Origin of the sequence: Paraburkholderia aspalathi (genome assembly GCF_900116445.1) — a bacterium.
GTDB lineage: Bacteria > Pseudomonadota > Gammaproteobacteria > Burkholderiales > Burkholderiaceae > Paraburkholderia > Paraburkholderia aspalathi.
Map to the genome: position 1 here is coordinate 199,033 of NZ_FPBH01000002.1, position 17,820 is coordinate 216,852.

The 17,820-nt window shown below is 61.2% G+C and carries 17 protein-coding genes; 6 read left to right on the plus strand and 11 right to left on the minus strand.

Features of this window, described 5'->3' with window-relative positions:
- Positions 1–52 precede the first annotated feature (52 nt).
- Entirely contained in the window at positions 53–412 is a 360-nt protein-coding gene (locus tag BM438_RS03510; protein WP_093632935.1) for a hypothetical protein, read from the plus strand.
- A gap of 40 nt (positions 413–452) precedes the next feature.
- Here BM438_RS03510 and BM438_RS03515 read toward each other — a convergent pair whose 3' ends face one another.
- Complete coding sequence (locus tag BM438_RS03515) at positions 453–2,165, minus strand: SulP family inorganic anion transporter (protein WP_093632936.1); 1,713 nt, start codon at positions 2,163–2,165, stop codon at positions 453–455.
- Positions 2,166–2,640: 475 nt separating this feature from the next.
- On the opposite strand from BM438_RS03515, the gene BM438_RS03520 reads away from it, so the two are divergent.
- From BM438_RS03520 to BM438_RS03535, 4 genes are all read left to right on the plus strand, one after another.
- A complete protein-coding gene (locus BM438_RS03520) occupies positions 2,641–3,012 on the plus strand; it encodes an antibiotic biosynthesis monooxygenase family protein (RefSeq protein WP_093633240.1) in 372 nt (123 codons plus the stop codon).
- Positions 3,013–3,389: 377 nt separating this feature from the next.
- Complete coding sequence (locus BM438_RS03525) at positions 3,390–3,773, plus strand: helix-turn-helix domain-containing protein (RefSeq protein WP_093632937.1); 384 nt, start codon at positions 3,390–3,392, stop codon at positions 3,771–3,773.
- On the plus strand, positions 3,760–5,016 hold the full coding sequence (locus BM438_RS03530) for a type II toxin-antitoxin system HipA family toxin (protein ID WP_167378292.1): 1,257 nt from the start codon (positions 3,760–3,762) through the stop codon (positions 5,014–5,016). Before BM438_RS03525 ends, BM438_RS03530 begins: the two co-directional genes overlap by 14 nt.
- A gap of 180 nt (positions 5,017–5,196) precedes the next feature.
- Entirely contained in the window at positions 5,197–6,054 is an 858-nt protein-coding gene (locus tag BM438_RS03535; protein WP_093632939.1) for a PA4780 family RIO1-like protein kinase, read from the plus strand.
- 51 nt (positions 6,055–6,105) lie between these two features.
- Here BM438_RS03535 and BM438_RS03540 read toward each other — a convergent pair whose 3' ends face one another.
- From BM438_RS03540 to ftrA, 10 genes are all read right to left on the minus strand, one after another.
- Positions 6,106–7,161, minus strand: a complete 1,056-nt coding sequence (locus tag BM438_RS03540; protein ID WP_093632940.1) for a LacI family DNA-binding transcriptional regulator — start codon at positions 7,159–7,161, stop codon at positions 6,106–6,108.
- A 48-nt stretch (positions 7,162–7,209) separates the two neighbouring features.
- Complete coding sequence (locus tag BM438_RS03545) at positions 7,210–8,412, minus strand: ABC transporter ATP-binding protein (RefSeq protein WP_093632941.1); 1,203 nt, start codon at positions 8,410–8,412, stop codon at positions 7,210–7,212.
- 11 nt (positions 8,413–8,423) lie between these two features.
- Entirely contained in the window at positions 8,424–9,335 is a 912-nt protein-coding gene (locus BM438_RS03550) for a carbohydrate ABC transporter permease (RefSeq protein ID WP_093632942.1), read from the minus strand.
- Entirely contained in the window at positions 9,335–10,276 is a 942-nt protein-coding gene (locus BM438_RS03555; protein WP_093632943.1) for a carbohydrate ABC transporter permease, read from the minus strand. Before BM438_RS03555 ends, BM438_RS03550 begins: the two co-directional genes overlap by 1 nt.
- Positions 10,277–10,285: 9 nt before the next feature.
- Positions 10,286–11,527 carry an ABC transporter substrate-binding protein gene (locus tag BM438_RS03560; protein WP_093632944.1) on the minus strand — a complete coding sequence of 414 codons (1,242 nt, stop codon included), beginning with the start codon at positions 11,525–11,527 and terminating at the stop codon, positions 10,286–10,288.
- A gap of 63 nt (positions 11,528–11,590) precedes the next feature.
- Positions 11,591–13,006: a GH1 family beta-glucosidase gene (locus BM438_RS03565; RefSeq protein ID WP_093632945.1), complete on the minus strand. Its 1,416-nt coding sequence runs from the start codon at positions 13,004–13,006 to the stop codon at positions 11,591–11,593.
- A 305-nt stretch (positions 13,007–13,311) separates the two neighbouring features.
- The gene (locus BM438_RS03570) at positions 13,312–14,532 is read right to left on the minus strand and encodes a DUF2252 domain-containing protein (protein ID WP_093632946.1); all 1,221 of its coding nucleotides are present in this window, start codon (positions 14,530–14,532) and stop codon (positions 13,312–13,314) included.
- A gap of 42 nt (positions 14,533–14,574) precedes the next feature.
- On the minus strand, positions 14,575–14,706 hold the full coding sequence (locus BM438_RS46680) for a hypothetical protein (RefSeq protein ID WP_372342318.1): 132 nt from the start codon (positions 14,704–14,706) through the stop codon (positions 14,575–14,577).
- Between the two features lie 163 nt (positions 14,707–14,869).
- Positions 14,870–15,820 (minus strand): hypothetical protein, encoded by a 951-nt coding sequence (locus BM438_RS03575; RefSeq protein WP_143131639.1) that lies wholly within the window; start codon positions 15,818–15,820, stop codon positions 14,870–14,872.
- A 376-nt stretch (positions 15,821–16,196) separates the two neighbouring features.
- Positions 16,197–17,165, minus strand: coding sequence for a transcriptional regulator FtrA (gene ftrA, locus BM438_RS03580; RefSeq protein WP_093632948.1), 969 nt, complete (start codon positions 17,163–17,165; stop codon positions 16,197–16,199).
- A gap of 123 nt (positions 17,166–17,288) precedes the next feature.
- Here ftrA and BM438_RS03585 point away from each other — a divergent pair, with 123 nt between their 5' ends.
- The gene (locus BM438_RS03585) at positions 17,289–17,720 is read left to right on the plus strand and encodes a rhodanese-like domain-containing protein (protein WP_093632949.1); all 432 of its coding nucleotides are present in this window, start codon (positions 17,289–17,291) and stop codon (positions 17,718–17,720) included.
- Positions 17,721–17,820 lie beyond the last annotated feature (100 nt).

Sequence of the window (17,820 nt, forward strand, 5' to 3'; positions counted from 1 at the left end):
GCCCGCTCTGCGATACTGTCACCCTGATGACACGAGCGGGTAAGCGAACACGATGAGCGGTGGCAATGACCTGAATCCGGCGGCGAAGCGCTCGCCATTGCAAAAGCGGCTTTATCTGGCGGGCGTCGTCGTGCTGCTCGCCGGTCTGATCGCCGCGGTGATCATCTATGCCATGGCGCCGGCGCCAGACAGCGCCGTCTCGATGTACAGCATCGCAGACCCGCGCTATCAGATCGAATTGCAGCGCATCGGCGGCAACGCGGCCGTGGTGATGGCGCAGATTCATCAATGGTTCGACAGTCTTTGGCACGGTACGGCGCTCGCCTATACGGTGGCCGTGCTTGGCGCGCTGGTTGCGGGCGCGTGCTTCTTTATCGGCTACTTCTTTGCCGATGAAGAGCCGCAGACCTGAAGCAATCCACCACGTCTTGCAAAACAAACCAGAACGACGTTTACGACGCGACTTTGACCTGCGTACCCGGCTGCTCCACGCCTGCCATGCGCAGCGCGTCATGCAAGGTGCTGAAAATGCAGGTTGCGCCGACGGTTGGCGTGATGCCATGCCGGTCCATATCCGAGCGCAGATACTGATTCACGCGCGCAAAAATCACTTCGACGCCGCTACGTTTTAGCGCCTCGCACAACTCGCCGACCGAACGCGCCGCCGAATAGTCGAGGTCGGTGATCGCGCCGGAATCGATCACGAACCAGCGCACCGGGCTCGGCGCGTGGTCGATCAGGCGGCGGGCATCGTCGATGAAAAAGTGGTCGTTCGCGTAGAACAGGTCGGAGCCAAAGCGATAGACGATCAGCCCCGGCGCGGTCTCGAGCCCGGGCGCGGCCGGCACCGGCACCCAGATGCCGCCTTCGCCGGGCACGAGGACCATGGTGTGCGGCCGGTAGCTATGCCGCACATGCCGCAGCAGCGATAAGGCCACCGCCACCAGAATGCCGTGCTCGACACCGATCAGCACCACCGCCGCGGCGGTAAACACCGCCAGCGTGAATTCACCGGGGCTTTCGCGGCGAATCGAAAACAGCGTCTGCAGATTGATGAGGCCAATGGCGATCGTAAACACGATGCTGGCCAGAATGCAGTGCGGCAGGTACTGCAAATAACGGCTGAAAAACAGCAGCACCACGACCACCACCACCGCGAATACGACCTGCGCGAACTGGCTGCGCGTGCCGGCGCGATCGGCCATCGCGGTTTGCGTCGGACTGCCGTTCACCACGAAGGCGCCGGAAAACGCCGCGGCGGCGTTGGCGGCGGCAATACCCAAGAGGTCGGCATTGGTATCGACAGTCTCGTGATAGCGCTCCGCAAATACGCGGCTCGCTGCGGCGCTTTGCGCGACGATCATCACGAAGCACGAGGCGGCAACCGGCAGCAGATCGAGTAATTGCTGCCACGTGACCGAGGGCATGCGCAGCGGCGGCAATCCCCCTGCCACCGGCCCCAACACTGAAATGCCGTGGGCAGCGAAACCGTAGATATCACTTGCGGCAATGCCCGCCACCACCGCGATCAAGGGCACCGGCAGGCGTGGCAAAAAGCGCTTGAAAACCAGAATGGAAACCACGACCAGCGCAGAAATGGCGAGCGTCGGCAGATTGATCTGCGCCGCCTCGCGCACCACGAGCGCGAGTTGGCCAACGCTGTTCGCGGCATGTCCAGGGACGCCGAACATGTCGCCCAGCATGGCGATGCCGACCTGCACGCCAACGCCGGCCAAGAAGCCGACCAGCACCGTGCGCGAGAGAAAATCAGCGAGAAAACCAAGCTTGAAGATCCGCGCAATGAGCAGAAGCGCGGCAGTGAGCAAGGCGACCATTCCGGCAAGCGCCGCATATTCCACACTCGAAGCCGGCGCCATGGTCGAAAGGCGGCTCGCGAAAATGGTGGCGGTGGCGGAGTCGGCAGCCACGACGAGGTGCCGCGAGGCGCCGAAGAACGCAAACGCAATAAGCGGCAGAAAGACCGTGTAAAGACCGGTAACGGCCGGCATGCCGGCAATGCGCGCATAGCCGAGCACTTGCGGAATATCCATCGACGCAAGCTGCACGCCGGCCAGCGCATCGCGCGCCGCCGCGGCACGGCTCAAAGGAAGCACGCCCTTCAAAACGCCAAGGCGCGTAATGATGTTTGCCAGAAAATCCCGCATACGCGATAGTGCCCCAAACTTAGGTTATCGCGCATCGTGCCGTGACTCGGCACGTCAAGGCAAGGGTTGAGGCTTTGATCGGCTATAGAAAGTGGTTAAAACCAGTAATGGCTTGAACACCTCTGCCGAAACTGCTCCATTTTGGGTCTAACGCCTGAACTGCCCTGTCAGCGGATCCACGTGCCGCGCGAAACCGAACAGCGCGGCGATGCAGATCGGACAGGCGATGATGAACACGGCCAACATCTCGCACCCCGTAACAAATTGTTACTGGCAAGTTTAAGCGATTGCCGTGCGAAATGAATGAGGGAAAACGCAATAGACTGTTGCGGACTATTACAACACCGTTACTGCCGTGCGGCAGATGGCGCGTGAGAATACCCCTGAAAATGCGGCAAATAACGCAAAAAAATGAGCGCTCGATACCGTGCGCTATGATGCGCAAACGTTCGCCTACCTACAAACCGGTTACGCCATGTACACGTCAACTTTCATCTTCGCGACACGACAATTAGACGAACGGTTCTACCGGCTCGACGAGACCATCGCCACCGCCGCCAAGGCCATTCCCGGCTATCTCGGCGAAGAGTCGTGGGAAAACGCGTCGACAGGACTGACGTCGAATGTGTATTACTGGGCGTCGCTCGAGGCATTGCAAGCGTTGATGCAACACCCCGCGCATCTGGAAGCGAAAGCAGCGCAGGCAAACTGGCTCGATGGGTATCAGGTGATCATCTCTGAGGTGCTGCGCACTTACGGCGATTCAGGGTTTACGCATCCTGCAGCGGCCCATCGGGTACAGGATGGACCGACTGCCCGAGCCGCGCCGCCCGTACGTCCGGTTTGAACGTTGCGAGAATCGGCACGAAACCCGCTACTCCAAAGCATCATCAAGCCGATCAGCACGAACTCGACTAGCTCCACCGTGTAGATCGACGGCCAGGTTCTGATCGCGTAAAACGCCCGGGCCAGCAGCGGCACTATTAGATACGCCACCGGCACAGCATGCGGTCCGCAAGGTCTCGTCTGCGCGGGTTTGGAGTGGTTGGGTGATCATTGAGCCTCTTATTTTGTACGATACTTTAGGCAAAATCACCAAAATTGCCTTAAATATCGTACAAATATTATAAATTCTGGGTCAGATCAAGGCAATCATAACCTCTGGCTCGGAAAATATGTCCGATACTTTTGACATATTCTCGATATTTGCCTAATCTATCAGACATGCCCCGCACCTTTCAACGTCCCTTTCCGTCGGTCGAGAAGCAGATGCGTGCGCTCGGCGAACGCCTGAAACTCGCCCGCCTGCGGCGTGAACTCCCAACCGTTCTGTTCGCCGAAAGGTTGGGCATTTCGCGCGACACGCTGAGCCGCCTCGAGAAAGGCGATCCGAATATTGCGCTCGGCACCTATATGCGGGCGCTTCGCGTGTTGGGTCTCGACAAGGACATGGACGCCGTCGCCCATGACGACGAACTCGGCCGCAAGCTGCAGGACCTCAAGTTGCCGGGTCAGCGCAAACCGCGCACGAACACGCCCGGCGCCGCCCCTGTCAAAACCGGGCAGCCGGCAAAAAAACACCCGAAGAAATCTGATGGTCAGCAATAAACCTCGAGATGCATTCAAGGTATTTCTCGACGCAACCGAACTGAGCAGCCAGCAGCAGGTCGGCACCTTGTATCGCCAGACTGCGCGCACAGACTTGCCGGCATCGTTCGCCTATGCAAAGAGCTGGATAGATGGGCGTAACGCATTCATGCTCGACCCGCGCCTCGAGTTATGGACCGACGAGCAATATCCGCCTGCGAAATCCGCTGCATTCGGCGTTTTCATGGACTCGGCGCCGGATCGCTGGGGCCGCGTGCTGATGGAACGCCGCGAGGCCGTGGCGGCAGATCGCGAAGACCGGCCTATGCGCAATTTGCAGGAGATCGATTTCCTGCTGGGCGTGCACGACCTGACACGAGTCGGCGCGCTGCGGTTTCAAGACGTGGACGGACATTTTCTCGACAACAGCGCCGATGCCGCGCCGCCGGTCACCGACCTCGCGACCCTCGCGTATATCAGCCTGCGCATTGAAGAAGCCGATATAGAAAAACTGCCCGAGTACGAGCAGTGGCTCGCGATGCTGATCGCCCCTGGCACCTCGCTCGGCGGCGCTCGCCCAAAAGCGAACTTCACGAGCCTGGGCAATGATCTCTGGATCGCCAAATTCCCCGCCAAAGACGACCGTTACGACATCGGTGCGTGGGAATACATCGCTCACCGGTTGGCCAGGAAAGCCGGCATCTGGGTGCCGCAATCCGAACTCAAGTATGTCGGCACACGTTATGGCACGTTCTGCGTCGAACGATTCGATCGCCGTGAAGGCAGCCGGCGCATGTACACCTCGGCCATGACCTTGCTCGAACGTCAGGATGGCGAATCGGGAGCAGGCTACCTGGACATTGCCGAGTACCTCGCCGACAACGGCGCACAAGGTCATATCGACGAAGATCTCGCTCAACTCTTCAGAAGAGTCGTCTTCAACGTACTCATGGGAAACCGGGACGATCACCTGCGCAATCACGGCTTCATTCGCGAGCCTTCGGGTTGGCGGCTCTCGCCGGCGTTCGATATGAATCCAAATCCGAGCAAGCGGGAACACGCGCTCACGCTGGACGGTATGAGCGCCCTGCCGGATCTTGAAACCGCCTTCGACACCGCTGAGTTTTATCGACTCGACGACACAGACGCGCGCCGCATCGTCGCGGAAGTTCAAGACGCCGTCGACACATGGCGGGAAGAAGCCGCCGCGCTGAATCTGTCCCGGCCCGAAATACAGCGAATGGAGTCTGTATTTCAGGCGTGATGTCTTCGTCTGGCGACCATACGTCCGCGGTGTGCCGGTCGCGTCCGGCACCTTGACGCTCGTGTTCCGGCACATGTCTCCATACCCCTTATAATCCGGCATGATCCGAATCCCGCACCACCTCCTCTCGCAATCGGCCGCACCCGACCGATCCGCCCCCCACCGCGCTCCGGTGGCCGCATGAAAACACCTAAACGTCTGCTCCCGCTCGTCGAAGAGGGCCTGATCGACGAAGTCATCTCGCAGCTGATGAGCGGCAAGGAAGCCACCGTCTACGTGGTCCGCAGCGGCGAGTCCACGCGCTGCGCGAAGGTCTATAAGGACGCCAAACAGCGCAGTTTCCGCCAGGCCGCGTCCTATCAGCAGGGTCGCAAGGTCAAGAACAGCCGCCAGCAGCGCGCCATGGAAAAAGGCAGCCGCTATGGGCGCGAAGTGCAGGAACAGGCGTGGCAGAACGCGGAAGTCGATGCGCTGTTCCAGCTCGCCAACGCCGGCGTGCGCGTGCCGCAGCCCTTCATCTGCACCGACGGCGTGTTGCTGATGGAATTGGTGACCGATGCGGACGGCGACGTTGCGCCGCGTCTGAACGATGTGGAGATGACCGAAGCACGCGCACTCGAATTGCATGCGCTGCTGCTCAACCAGGTGGTGCGCATGCTGTGCGCCGGCATGATTCACGGCGACCTGTCCGAGTACAACATCCTGCTCGCGGCGGACGGCCCGGTGATCATCGACTTGCCGCAAGCCGTGGATGCCGCCGGCAATCTGGAAGCGCCGGCTATGCTCGAGCGCGACGTGAACAACCTCGCTACCTATTTCGGCCGTTTCGCGCCCGCGTTGCTCGATACGAGCTACGGCAAGGAAATCTGGTCGCTGTACGAAGCAGGCGCCTTGCACGTGGATGCCAAATTGACCGGCCGTGTTGAACTGGACACCACGCCGATCGATCTCGAAGCCGTGCTGCAGGAACTCGAAGACACGCGCCTCGACGAAGAAGCGCGCCTGCGCTACGAGCAGTCGCTGCGCAGCGGGACATAAGCGGGGCCAAAGCAGCCCCTACGCGCCTCTATGCGCCGCTTCGCGAAGATGCTACGACGCGATGCGGCAACTGGGCGCCTTGATCCTGGTCGATGAAGCCCCCGGTGCCGGCCCCACCGATTCCCGCATTGTCACGCTCACCGGAAACTCGCGGATGATCTCCCACGAGGTCCGGTAGCACTGATTGACCAGCCAGCGCACGGCGTTCTGCGTCAACTCCGCCGTCGGGATATGCACCGAGGTGAGCCCGGGCGCGGCATACGCGGCCGAATAGTCATCGTCGTAGCCGATCACCGAGACTTCGTCCGGTACGGAAATGCCCGCCTGGTGGAAACGCGCCAGCGCGCTCACCGCCATCGTGTCGTTCGCGCAAAAGAGGCCGGTGAAGCGCCGCTCCGAATCGAGCAGCTTCTGCGCGGCGACGTAACCGCCTTCCGGCGAGAAGTCCGATTCGATCAGCGTGACGTCCTCGCGCGCAATGCCCTCGCGCGACAATTCGGCAAAGAAGCCTTCGAGCCGGGTGTGATTGTCCGAGGCGCTGAACGGCCCGGAAATCACCGCAATGTCCCGATGCCCATAGTCGAGCAGCGTGCGTGCCGCCAGTTCACCGCCGCGCCGATGATCCGCGCAAAACGACGCTTCCGGCAACTGGTCGAACGCGCGATTCAGAAACACCATCTTCGGATGCATGCGATGCAGCATGTCCAGATCTTCGTCGTGCAGATCGTGGCTGATCACCACCACGCCATCGCAATCACGGCCGATCAGAAAACGCACTGCCTCGATGGCCTGCTCGCGCGGCGACACTTCCCCGCAACCCGTCGCCACCACCACGTGACGGCGCACCGCGCGCAGTTCGGTGTCGGTCTGCTTGAGAATCGTGCCGTAGTAGGAGCCGAAGAAAGTCGGCACGAAAATGCCGATCATGCCGAGCGATTGCGTTGCCATGGCCCGGCCGATGGACGACGGCCGGAAATTCAGTGCTTCGATCGCGGCCTTCACGCGCGCGGCGGCATCGGCTGAAATGGGTCCCTTACCGGAAATGGCCCGTGAGGCAGTCGACATGCCGACGCCGGCCAGTGCCGCGACATCCTTGAGTGTTGCCACGCGGTTCTCCGTCAAGCCTGTTGTATTCAACGGCGCTGCATCCCATCACTACAGACGCGCGCCGCCATCTTCCTCGAACAGCGAAATGTGTGCGCCATCGAACGAGAACGTCGCGGCATCCCCTATTGCCACCGGCGTCTTCGTCTGGTCGATCGACGCGATTTGCACTCCATGATAGTCGAGCCAGATGACACGGTGGTTGCCCATCGGCTCGATCAGGGAAATGTTCGCGCGCTCGCTCATTTTTGAGTTTGAACCGCTTGAACCGCTTGAGCCTTCCCCCACGTGGACGTCTTCGGCTCGTACGCCGAGTACGCATGACAGACGATCCGTTGGCAGGTTTTTGAAAGGATAATGCGACACATCGAGCTGCAAATCCGCTGTACAAAAGTGTAGCGCGCCATCGCGCGACTCGAGCGTGCCCTTGAGCACATTCATGGCGGGCGAGCCCAGAAACGTCGCGACAAACAGATTGTTCGGCCGCGCATAGACTTCGGCGGGCGTGCCGAACTGCTGGATCACGCCGCCGCGCATCACGGCCATCCGTGTGGCGAGGGTCATTGCTTCGACCTGATCGTGGGTCACGTAGATCATCGTCGCGCCCAGACGCTGGTGCAGTTGCTTGAGTTCGCGACGCAATTCGGTGCGCAATTTGGCGTCGAGATTCGAAAGCGGCTCGTCGAACAGGAACACATCGGCCTCTCGCACGATCGCACGGCCGATCGCCACGCGCTGCCGCTGGCCGCCGGAGAGTTGCGCGGGCTTGCGCTTGAGCAGCGGTCCGAGTTGCAGCATCTCGGACGCCCGTTTGACACGCCGTTCAATCTCCGCCTTCGGTGTGCCGTTGATACGCAAAGCAAACGACAGATTGCGCTCGACACTCATGGTCGGATACAACGCATACGACTGGAACACCAGCGCGATACGGCGATCTTTCGGGTCGGCCCAGGTCATGTCTTCGCCCGCAATTTCGATGCTGCCGTCGGTCACGTCGATCAGGCCCGCGATGCTGTGCAGTAAGGTGGACTTACCGCAACCCGATGGGCCGAGCAACACGACGAACTCACCCGCTCGCACATCGAGATCGAGATTCTCGATCACCGTATTCGCGCCGAGCTGGATCTTCAGATTGCGTATCGATACGTTGGCCGGATTCGACAGGCCCGCGGTGTCCACCGCGTGCCCGACATTCGCCGCATCAGCCGGGTTAGCCAGATCGGCCGCATTTGCCAGGTTAGCCAGGTTTGCCATGCTTTATCGCCCTATCCCTTGACGGCGCCGGACGCAATGCCGCGCACAAACCAGCGGCCCGAAATAAAGTAAACCGCAAGCGGCACCATGGAGGTCAGAATGGTCGCCGCCATATTGACGTTATAGAGCCTCTCGCCAGTCGTCGTATTGATGATGTTGTTCAGTTGCACCGTCATCGGCAGGTTTTTCGTGCCGGCGAACACAAGGCCGAGAATGAAGTCGTTCCAGATGCCTGTCACCTGCATGATGACCGCGACGACAATGATCGGCGTGGACATCGGCAGCATCAGTTGCAAAAAGATGCGCCAGAAACCACCGCCGTCGATGCGCGCCGCCTTGAACAGCTCCTGCGGAATCGACGCGTAATAGTTGCGAAACAGCAGCGTCATCACTGGCATGCCGAAGATGGTGTGGATCACCACGATACCCGGCAGCGAACTGAACAGATGCACGCTCGCGAGCACGCGCACGAGCGGATAGACCATCACCTGCACGGGAATGAAAGCGCCCATCAGCAATACGCCGAACAGCAGCCCTGCCCCACGCGGCCGCCAGAACGACAGCGCATAGCCGTTCACCGCGCCGATCACGATCGACAACACCGTGCTGGGCACGACGATACGCACCGAATTCCAGAAGCCGACCTGGATACCGTTGCAATCGAGCCCGGTGCAGGCGGATTGCCATGCGGCACTCCATGCATCGAGTGTGAAATGCGCGGGGAAAGCGAGCAGATTGCCGAGGCGAATCTCGCTCATCGGTTTCACCGATGTGACGAGCATCACATACAACGGCAATAGGAAGAACAACGCGGCGGTGAGCAGAAACGCGTAGACGCCGAGCCGTGCGGGTGTAAACGAACGGCGGCGTCGACGTGCACGGCTCGGCGTGCCGCCTTTGAGTGGCGGACTGAGCGTGTTCATCACACCTCCTTGCGCAACGCAGCGCGGCTGCGGGCATAAAAGAACGGCGCGAGAATCGCCAGCACCGTAGCCAGCAGCACGATCGACGCGGCCGACGCGAGGCCGATGTTGGCCCGGCCGAACAGGTAGTCCATGATGAACTTCGCCGGCACTTCGCTTGCCGTGCCGGGCCCGCCTTGCGTCATGGCGACCACGGCGTCGTAAAGCTTCACGACCATCACGAAGAGCAGCACGAAGGCGGTGGACAGAGAAGGCCCGAGCATCGGCACGACGATGCTCGCATACACGCGCCAACGCGGAATGCCGTCGATACGTGCGGCTTTCCACAGCTCGTCGTCGATACCGCGCAAGCCGGCCAGCAGCAGCGCCATCACGAGACCAGACGCCTGCCACACCGTCGCGATGACGATGGTGTAAATCACCCAATCCTGATCCACGATCCAGTCGAAGCGCGCATGCACGAAACCGATCTTGTGCAGCACGGCCTGCGCACCCAGCTCAGGATTCAGAATCCACTGCCAGACCAGACCCGTTGCGACAAACGACATCGCATATGGATAGAGAAACACCGTGCGCAACGCGCCTTCGGCCACCACGCGTTGGTCGATGAAAATCGCCAGCAGCAAACCGATCACCATGCACGCGACAATGAAGCACGCGCCGTAGATCACGATGTTTTGCAGCGACAGCAACCAGCGGTCGTTATTGAAGAGCCGCGTGTACTGCGTGAGGCCCGCGAAGTCGCCGGAAGGAAACGTGCGCGAATTGCTGAGAGATACGCGCGCGGTCCAGACCATCGTGCCGAGATACGCGAACACGACGGTCAGGACCATCGGCAGCAGGGCCAGCCATGCCGCTATCGGTAAACGCTTTTTTAGCGGCTTTTTCAGCGGCCCTTTGCGATGCCTTGAGTCGGCAGCCGGCAGCTTGAGCGCGTGCATGATGAGCGCCTAGCTCTTCAACGCACTGGCAAACGCCTTCTGCGCATCGTCGACCGACTGGTTCTTGTTCCAGAAGTTCGTGATGACGTCGATCAACGCGCCCTGCGTGTCAGGCGAGAGCAGCATCTCCGGATTCGGCAACTGACGCGACTTGTCCTTCATGATCGCCATGCCCTCCTTCGCGCAGATGTCGAGACTGCTCACATCCACATCGGGGCGAATCGGAATCGAACCTTTCTTCGCGCTGAATGCGACTTGCGCGGCCGGCGAAGTCATCACCGTGGCAAGCAGATTCTGCGCCTTGATTGCGTTCGCGTTGTCGGTTTTCGGGAACACGAATACGTCGCCCGCAACCAGATACGGCGAATGCGGACCGAAGCCCGGGAAGCAGCCGAAGTCCTTGCCGGCAACCTGGTTGGCCGCCGAGAATTCACCCTTGGCCCAGTCGCCCATGATCTGCACACCGGCCTTGCCGGAAATCACCAGCGCGGTGGCATCGTTCCAGTTGCGGCCAGGCGAGCCGGCATCGACGAAATCATGCAAGCGCTTGAACTGCGCGAGCACCTTCTTGAATGCATCCGACTTGACCGCGTTCATGTCACGATCGCGGTACACCTTCAGATAAAGATCGGGACCGCCGACGTCGGCAAATACTGCGTCGAACGTGATCTTTTCCTGCCACGGCTGACCGCCGAGCGCGAGCGGGATCACGCCCGCCGCTTTCAGCTTGCCAAGATCGGCGAGGAATTCGTCATAGCTCTTCGGCTCGGCAGTAATGCCGGCCTTCTGGAACACTGGCTTCGAGTAGAAGAACCAGGCCGGCATGTGAATATCGACCGGCGCGGCGTAGTAGTGACCCTTCACCCGGATGCTGTCGATGATCGATTGCGGGAACACGCCGTTCCAGTTTTCTTTCGCGGCGACGTCGTCGACATTGTTCAGCAGGCCCTGATCGATCAGGTCATGAAACTGCTTGGAGGTGTTGAACTGCGCGGCCGTGGGCGGATCGCCGCCGACGATCCGGTTGATCGCGGTGGAGCGCGCCTGATCGGCGCCGGCCACCGCGTTGTCGACCCACTGGCCACCGGCCTTGTTGTACGCATCGGCAAACTGGCGGATCGCGGCGGATTCGCCGCCGGAGGTCCACCAGTGAATCACGTTGGCTTTCAGCGGTTCAGCCGCATGCGCGACGGCGCCACACAACGCCAGTGCCGCAACTACGCCTCGCAAGACCATTTTTTTGCTGTGCATTCCGTCTCCTTCGGGCTTTGCGCCCGCGTTTCAAGTCGACATACAAACCAGCTTCACCTGCCGTTAAGCCTTTGCCTTACGCTCCTGCAAAAATTTCTCCACTAGCTCAGCACTCCGTTTGATTGTGCGCTTCTGCGTACTGTAGTCGACATGTACGACACCGAAGCGACGCTCATACCCAAACGCCCATTCGAAGTTATCCATCAACGACCACAGAAAGTAACCGCGAATATCCACGCCGGCCTTGATCGCCTGATCGACCGCCGCGAGATGGCGCCTGAGGAACGAGATGCGCTGCGTATCCTCCACACGACCGTCGGTCACCTCATCGTCCGAGGCCATGCCGTTTTCGGTGATGTAGATCGGCGGCAGGTTGTGATACGTCTCCTTGAAACCGGTCAGCAGATCGCGCAAGCCATCGGGATACACCTCCCAACCCATCTGCGTGCGCTCGACGCCTTCGAGCGGCACGTCCCGGAATCCATGCGCGCCATCGCTCGCGACGTTGGTGCGGAAGTAATAGTTGATGCCGAGGAAATCGAGCGGCGCGGAAATGGTTTCCATATCGCCGTCGAGCACCAGCGGCTCAGTGCCCGGCCACAACTCGAACAGGTCTTGTGGATACGAACCCTTGAGCAACGGGTCGAGAATCCACGCATTGTGCTGGACTTCGAACAGATGCGCCGCGCGCTGATCCGCAGCGCTATCGCTATTGGCCGTGCCGCGGCCGATGTTGGCGACGATACCTTTCTGCGAAGCCGGATCGTTGGCGCGCAACACCGGCACGGCGAGGCCGTGCGCGAGCAATAGGTGATGCATCGCCTGCGTCGCAAAGCGGTCGTTGGCGAGGCCCGGCGCGTGGTGGCCGTTGCCGTAGCCGAGATACGCCGAGCACCACGGCTCGTTGAGCGTCGCCCATGCGTCGACCGTGCCGGCCAGTTCGCAGCTCATCAAGTCAGCGTAGTCGGCGAAACGGTAAGCGGTGTCGCGATTGAGCCAGCCGCCGCGATCTTCCAGATGCTGCGGCAAGTCCCAATGATAGAGCGTCACGAAGGTCGTGATGCCCTTCTCTTTCAGACGGTTCAGGAGGCGCTTGTAGAAGTCGATCCCTTTGCGATTGGGCGCGCCTGCCGCGTCCATCACGCGTGGCCACGCAATCGAGAGCCGATAGCCTTCGAGACCGAGAGAGGCCAGCATCTCGACGTCCGCTTCCCAGCGATGATAGTGATCGCAGGCAACGGCGCCGGTGTCGCCGGCCAGCACCTTGCCGGGTATCGCTGAGAAGGTGTCCCAGATCGACGGCAGGCGGCCGTCTTCATTCACCGCGCCTTCGATCTGATACGAAGCGGTGGCGGCGCCAAGCAGGAAGTTCTTGCGCCACAGCGAAGAGTCCGCGGGCGGGGTGAAGGGATCGGCGAGCGAACCCTTGGAAACTGCTGGGGATAGGGTGTCGAATACAGCGGATGCGTCGTTTGCCACGGATTCTCTCCTGCGCTGAGGTCATTGAACCGGGTACGGCAAAACTCGATGTGGATGCTGCCGGGCAGCTAGAGTGGAAGCGCTTCCACAAAGACCAGCGAACGATAGCAGTGGCGGATTGAACGCAGCAATCAGGGTTTGTCTGGAGGACTTGCTGGCATGCGCGGCGCTGGGATGCGCCGCGCATCGGAAGAGGTCGGGAACGGCGTGAGAATGCGCAAGCGTAGTACGACTGCGTACGCCAACACGCGAGCTATTCTGCAAGTTTGCGCGCTACGCGCTGAACCTCCAGTGCGGCTAACCTCTCAAGACTTGGTCGGCGCCGGCAAATCAAACGCACCACCATCATAAGCCTCGCAATACGCCTTCCAGTCAGCCCCCACCTGCGCCTCGCACTGAGTCGCGAGTTCAATCAACGGCAATTGCCAATCCTTGCGATTGCCGAATGCAATCAGCTCGTCCGCAATCGACGACTTCTGCCGGCCGCCGCTGCGCAGTTGCGCCCATGCGCTCAATTGGGCCATGCTGTTGACCACTTCTTCGAGCCGCGGCAGCTTGCCGTCCCAGTCGCTCAATGCCACACGGTCTTCCGAAGGCTGCAAGCTGCGCAGCACATACGAGCATTGATTGAAATCGACTGCATGCAGGAACGCTTGCGAAACCGCCTGATTGCGCCGCTGAACTTCAACCACACGCTGCGCCTCGCTCTGCCACTTCGGCTGCGGTGTGCGCACATGCGGCGTGACCGAAGAAGGCAGTGCCTCTTTCAAATCGAGCAGATAGTTGCCGTCCGGTGAGCCCTTGCCTTCGACGAGAATCACGTAGCGGTCCACGCCCAGGCTGCCGGTGCCGGCAATCCGCCGCGCCACGTCGATGATGCGATAGAAGTCCGGATTGGGTTGACCGGCGGCGAACTGATGCATGAACGCGGTGACTGTGGCGCGCGCCTTGTCGCTCACCGGTAGCGCTTTCTTGCCATCCACTTTGAGCACGCGGGTCTTACCCTTGAGCGTGGTGCGCCGATCCAGATGCGCGGCGCGCGTGCGGCTGGCCAATGCGTCGAACAGATCGCGCACCATGCCGGTCGACGTCTCCGCTTCGATCCAGCGTGCTTTGCCGAAGGCGAGCGCCGCGCTATAGGAGTCGACCGCGGTGTGACAGAGCGCGAGCGCCTGCGCGCGGCTCAGCTTGAGGTCGTTCGCGCCGACCAGCACGCTCGTGAGGAGCCGTACCAGTTCGTAAAGACTCGGCGCGAGACAGGCTTCGTCGAAATCGTTGTTGTCGAAATAGACGAGGCGGTTGTCGCCTTTATAGCTGCCGAAATTTTCCAGATGCATATCGCCGCAAATCCACACCGGCGGCGCTTCGTCGAGCACCTTGTCGCGCGGCAGACGCGCGTAAAACAGATGACAGGTGCCGCGCAGAAACACGAACGGCGAGCTACGCATGAGCTTGTATTTCATCGCGAGCCGTTCAGGATCGCGGCCGGCATTAAAGCAGGCGATGGTCTGTGCGATATCGGACATGTGTTTCTCCTTCGTGCGACTCGATGCGGATTCAGTACGGATTCAATGCGAGCGGAACGAATCCGCGAGCGCATGGAGATTGAGTGGCTTCACGCGAATCACACCGCCGCGCGGGCTATCGATATCGGCGACCAGCATGAACGACAGCGAGACGATCAACGGAACGATCAGCAATGGTTTTGCATGGCGAGCGTTTTTCTTATCAGAGTTTTGTTGGCGGAAACGCTTTGGACAGCGGTAAAACGTGCACGGCCACTGCATCATAAGAGACGCAGCGCGGATGGGGAAGCATGCGGGCGGCAGGTGAACTGGCTGGCAACCTGCAGCATGCCAGCCGTCAGGAACCTGTCATCAGATAGTAACGTCCGTCCGCGCTGACGTTGAAGCCGAATCCGCATTCCGTCGGTGAGCCGTGCGTCGCTACATCGAGCGTTTCCGGTGCGGAGAGTTTGAACTCGATCAGGCATTTGTCCGCACGCTTGTCCGTTGGCTTGTCCGCACGTTTGTCATAAGGCGCGAGATTGGTGATCCTGGCGGTTGCGTCGAGCGGCGCATCGCCGACACCATCGCTCATCGGCACGCGCGCCACGCCGTCGTAGAACCGCACGTAGGCCGACAGGCTGCCCATGTTCGCGCTCGGTTGACCGTCAGCGGCGACAGTCGGATACACGAAGTCGCCATCGATCCGATAGACGCCGTGCCGCCCTTTCACCGGCTTCACCTCGATACTGTTCCATGCGCCGAAAAACATATAGCTGGCAAAGCGCGCGCCGTTCGGCGGCAGACCGGCCACCACCGCCTTGTCCGCAATCGCTTCGAGACGTTGACGCGCCGCCGCTACCGCCCGACCGAGCAGCGCGTCGTTGGGATAGTCGTTGCCGCGGCTCACCGCGGTGCGGTAGTACGCGCGCGCATCCGGCAGCGCGCCCAGCCTCACTTGTACGTCACCTTGATGAACCAGCGCCATCGCCACGCGAGCCCGCGCCGAACTGGTCGCTTTCGGCGAATTCTCTTCGTTCGCCTGCATGGCGGTGGCCTCGGCGAGCGCGGCTTCCATCGCGACCAGCGTTTGCGCGTCCTTGAGGCGCCCTGCTTCGAGCGCGGCCACGCCCAACGCCGCGCATGACGCGTTCGTGCGGCACGGCACCTCCTTGCCCGCCAGCAGGTTGCGGCGATAGAGTTCGGCGCGCGAATCGGCTGCTTCCGTTTGCGCCGCGACGAGCGCAGGCATGAGCGCCGCCATGGCAGCGGAGACGGCAACGGCAGCAGCGGCGGTTTTGACGTTCATGAGCAGGAGAGGACGATGACGACGACGTGTTTCGAACACGCGCTTCAAGTAGCCGTATGCGCTGCACGTTTGACGTGGGTTGCCACGGATGCTGGCCGTGATGCTGACAGAAAACCGGCGATTGCGCGAACCCTTGCAAGGCGGCGAAACGGGCGGCCTATCGCACGATTCGCTCGCAACGCCCGGCACGCGGCACTCTGTGACTTTTGAGCATACACGGCGGCTCGCACGAAACGTATTCGACCGGTCATGCGGCACGCATCAAGCTGCTTGTCATACCCGAGTCATACATGATTTTGCGCATTGGCAATGCGTTCGTTTGAAACTGTTCCCGTGGGGGAACAGCAGAACGAAAAACGACGCGCCGCTAGCCGAATCACTGCACCCCGGCCTGCACCCCGAACTTCTTACGATACGCGCCTGGGCTCGTCAACGCGATACGCCGGAAATGCCGCCGCAGCGATTCTTCGGAGCCGAAGCCTGCCAGCTCGGCCACACGCGCCATCGGCAACGGGGTCGGCGCCTCAAGCAGTTCCCGCGCGATCGACACGCGTTCACGCACCAGCCATTCGTAGGGCGCCATGCCCGTCGCGTCGTGGAACTGCCGCTGCAGCGTACGCGGGCTCATCGCCGCCCGTTCGGCCAGCGAGCGCAACGTGTGCGGCAACGCAGGATGGCGGCGCACCCAGTCCATCAGCTTCGCGAGGCGGCCGCCTTCATCTTGCGGCATCGGCCGCGGCACGAACTGCGCCTGGCCGCCCTCTCGATGCGGCGGCACCACGAGACGCTGCGCGACCCGATTGGCGATCGCGCTGCCATGATCTCGCCGCACCAGATGCAGCAGCATGTCGAGCCCGGCCGCCGATCCCGCCGAGGTGATGATCTGCCCTTCGTCGACATACAACGCATCCGGCTGAACGCGCAATTGCGGATAGCGCTGCTGCAATTTGTCGGCGTAGCGCCAGTGTGTCGTGACGGTCTTGCCGTCGAGCACACCCGCAGCGGCCAGCACGAACACACCGGAGCAGATCGAGCAAAGGCGCGCGCCGCGTTCGTAGGCGGCGCGAATTTTTTTCAGCAGTGGTTCCGGCGGCAATTCGTCGGCATCGCGCCAGCCGGGAATCACGATCGTGTCAGCGCGATCCAGCAGCCTGAGCGTGTACGGCGCGGCGACGGTGATGCCGCCAGCCGCGCGAATCGGACCGGGTTCGCTCGCGCATACCGCGAAGCGATACCAGTCCACGCCGAGTTCAGGACGCTCGAGCGCGAACAGTTCGGTCACACAGCCGAATTCGAAGGTACAGAGCCGGTCATAGGCCAGCGCGACGACAAGATGATTGTGCATGGCGTGATGTTACCGGAGATTGACGATTGCGCCACTTACCCGGCGCGTGGGGTATCGCGACAATGAAGGCTCGAGAATCGCTTCGCCAGACAATCACGCTCACTGCCCAACCGGAACCTCGCCATGCCGATGCTCAACACCCTCACCGCTCACAACTCCGTTACCGCCATCCCTGCCGCCGATAGCGCCGCCGCCCTTGCCCACTTCCAGGCGTCGCTGCAATTCGAAACCGACTGTTCGGACGTGTCCGCGGCACTCGCGAGCGGCACGCCCGGCTTCGTGCTGCTCGACGTGCGCAGCCCGGCGCTGTTCGAACAGGGCCACGTGCCGGGTGCGCTGAACCTGCCGCACGGAAAAATCGTGGCGTCGAAGCTCGCCGAGTACCCACAAGACACACTGTTCGTCACCTACTGCGCAGGCCCACACTGCAACGGCGCCGCACGCGGCGCACTGCGTCTCGCGCAGCTGGGACGCCCCGTCAAACTGATGATCGGCGGCATTACGGGCTGGCTCGACGAAGGATTAACCCTGGTACACATCACGCCAGCCGTGTGATGCTCAAACCCCATGACTAACATATTGAAAATCAATTAAATAAACGCCACCAACTGTCGATAACAAGTTCAGCCGCTTCCCTCTCGCGGTTGGACTTAAC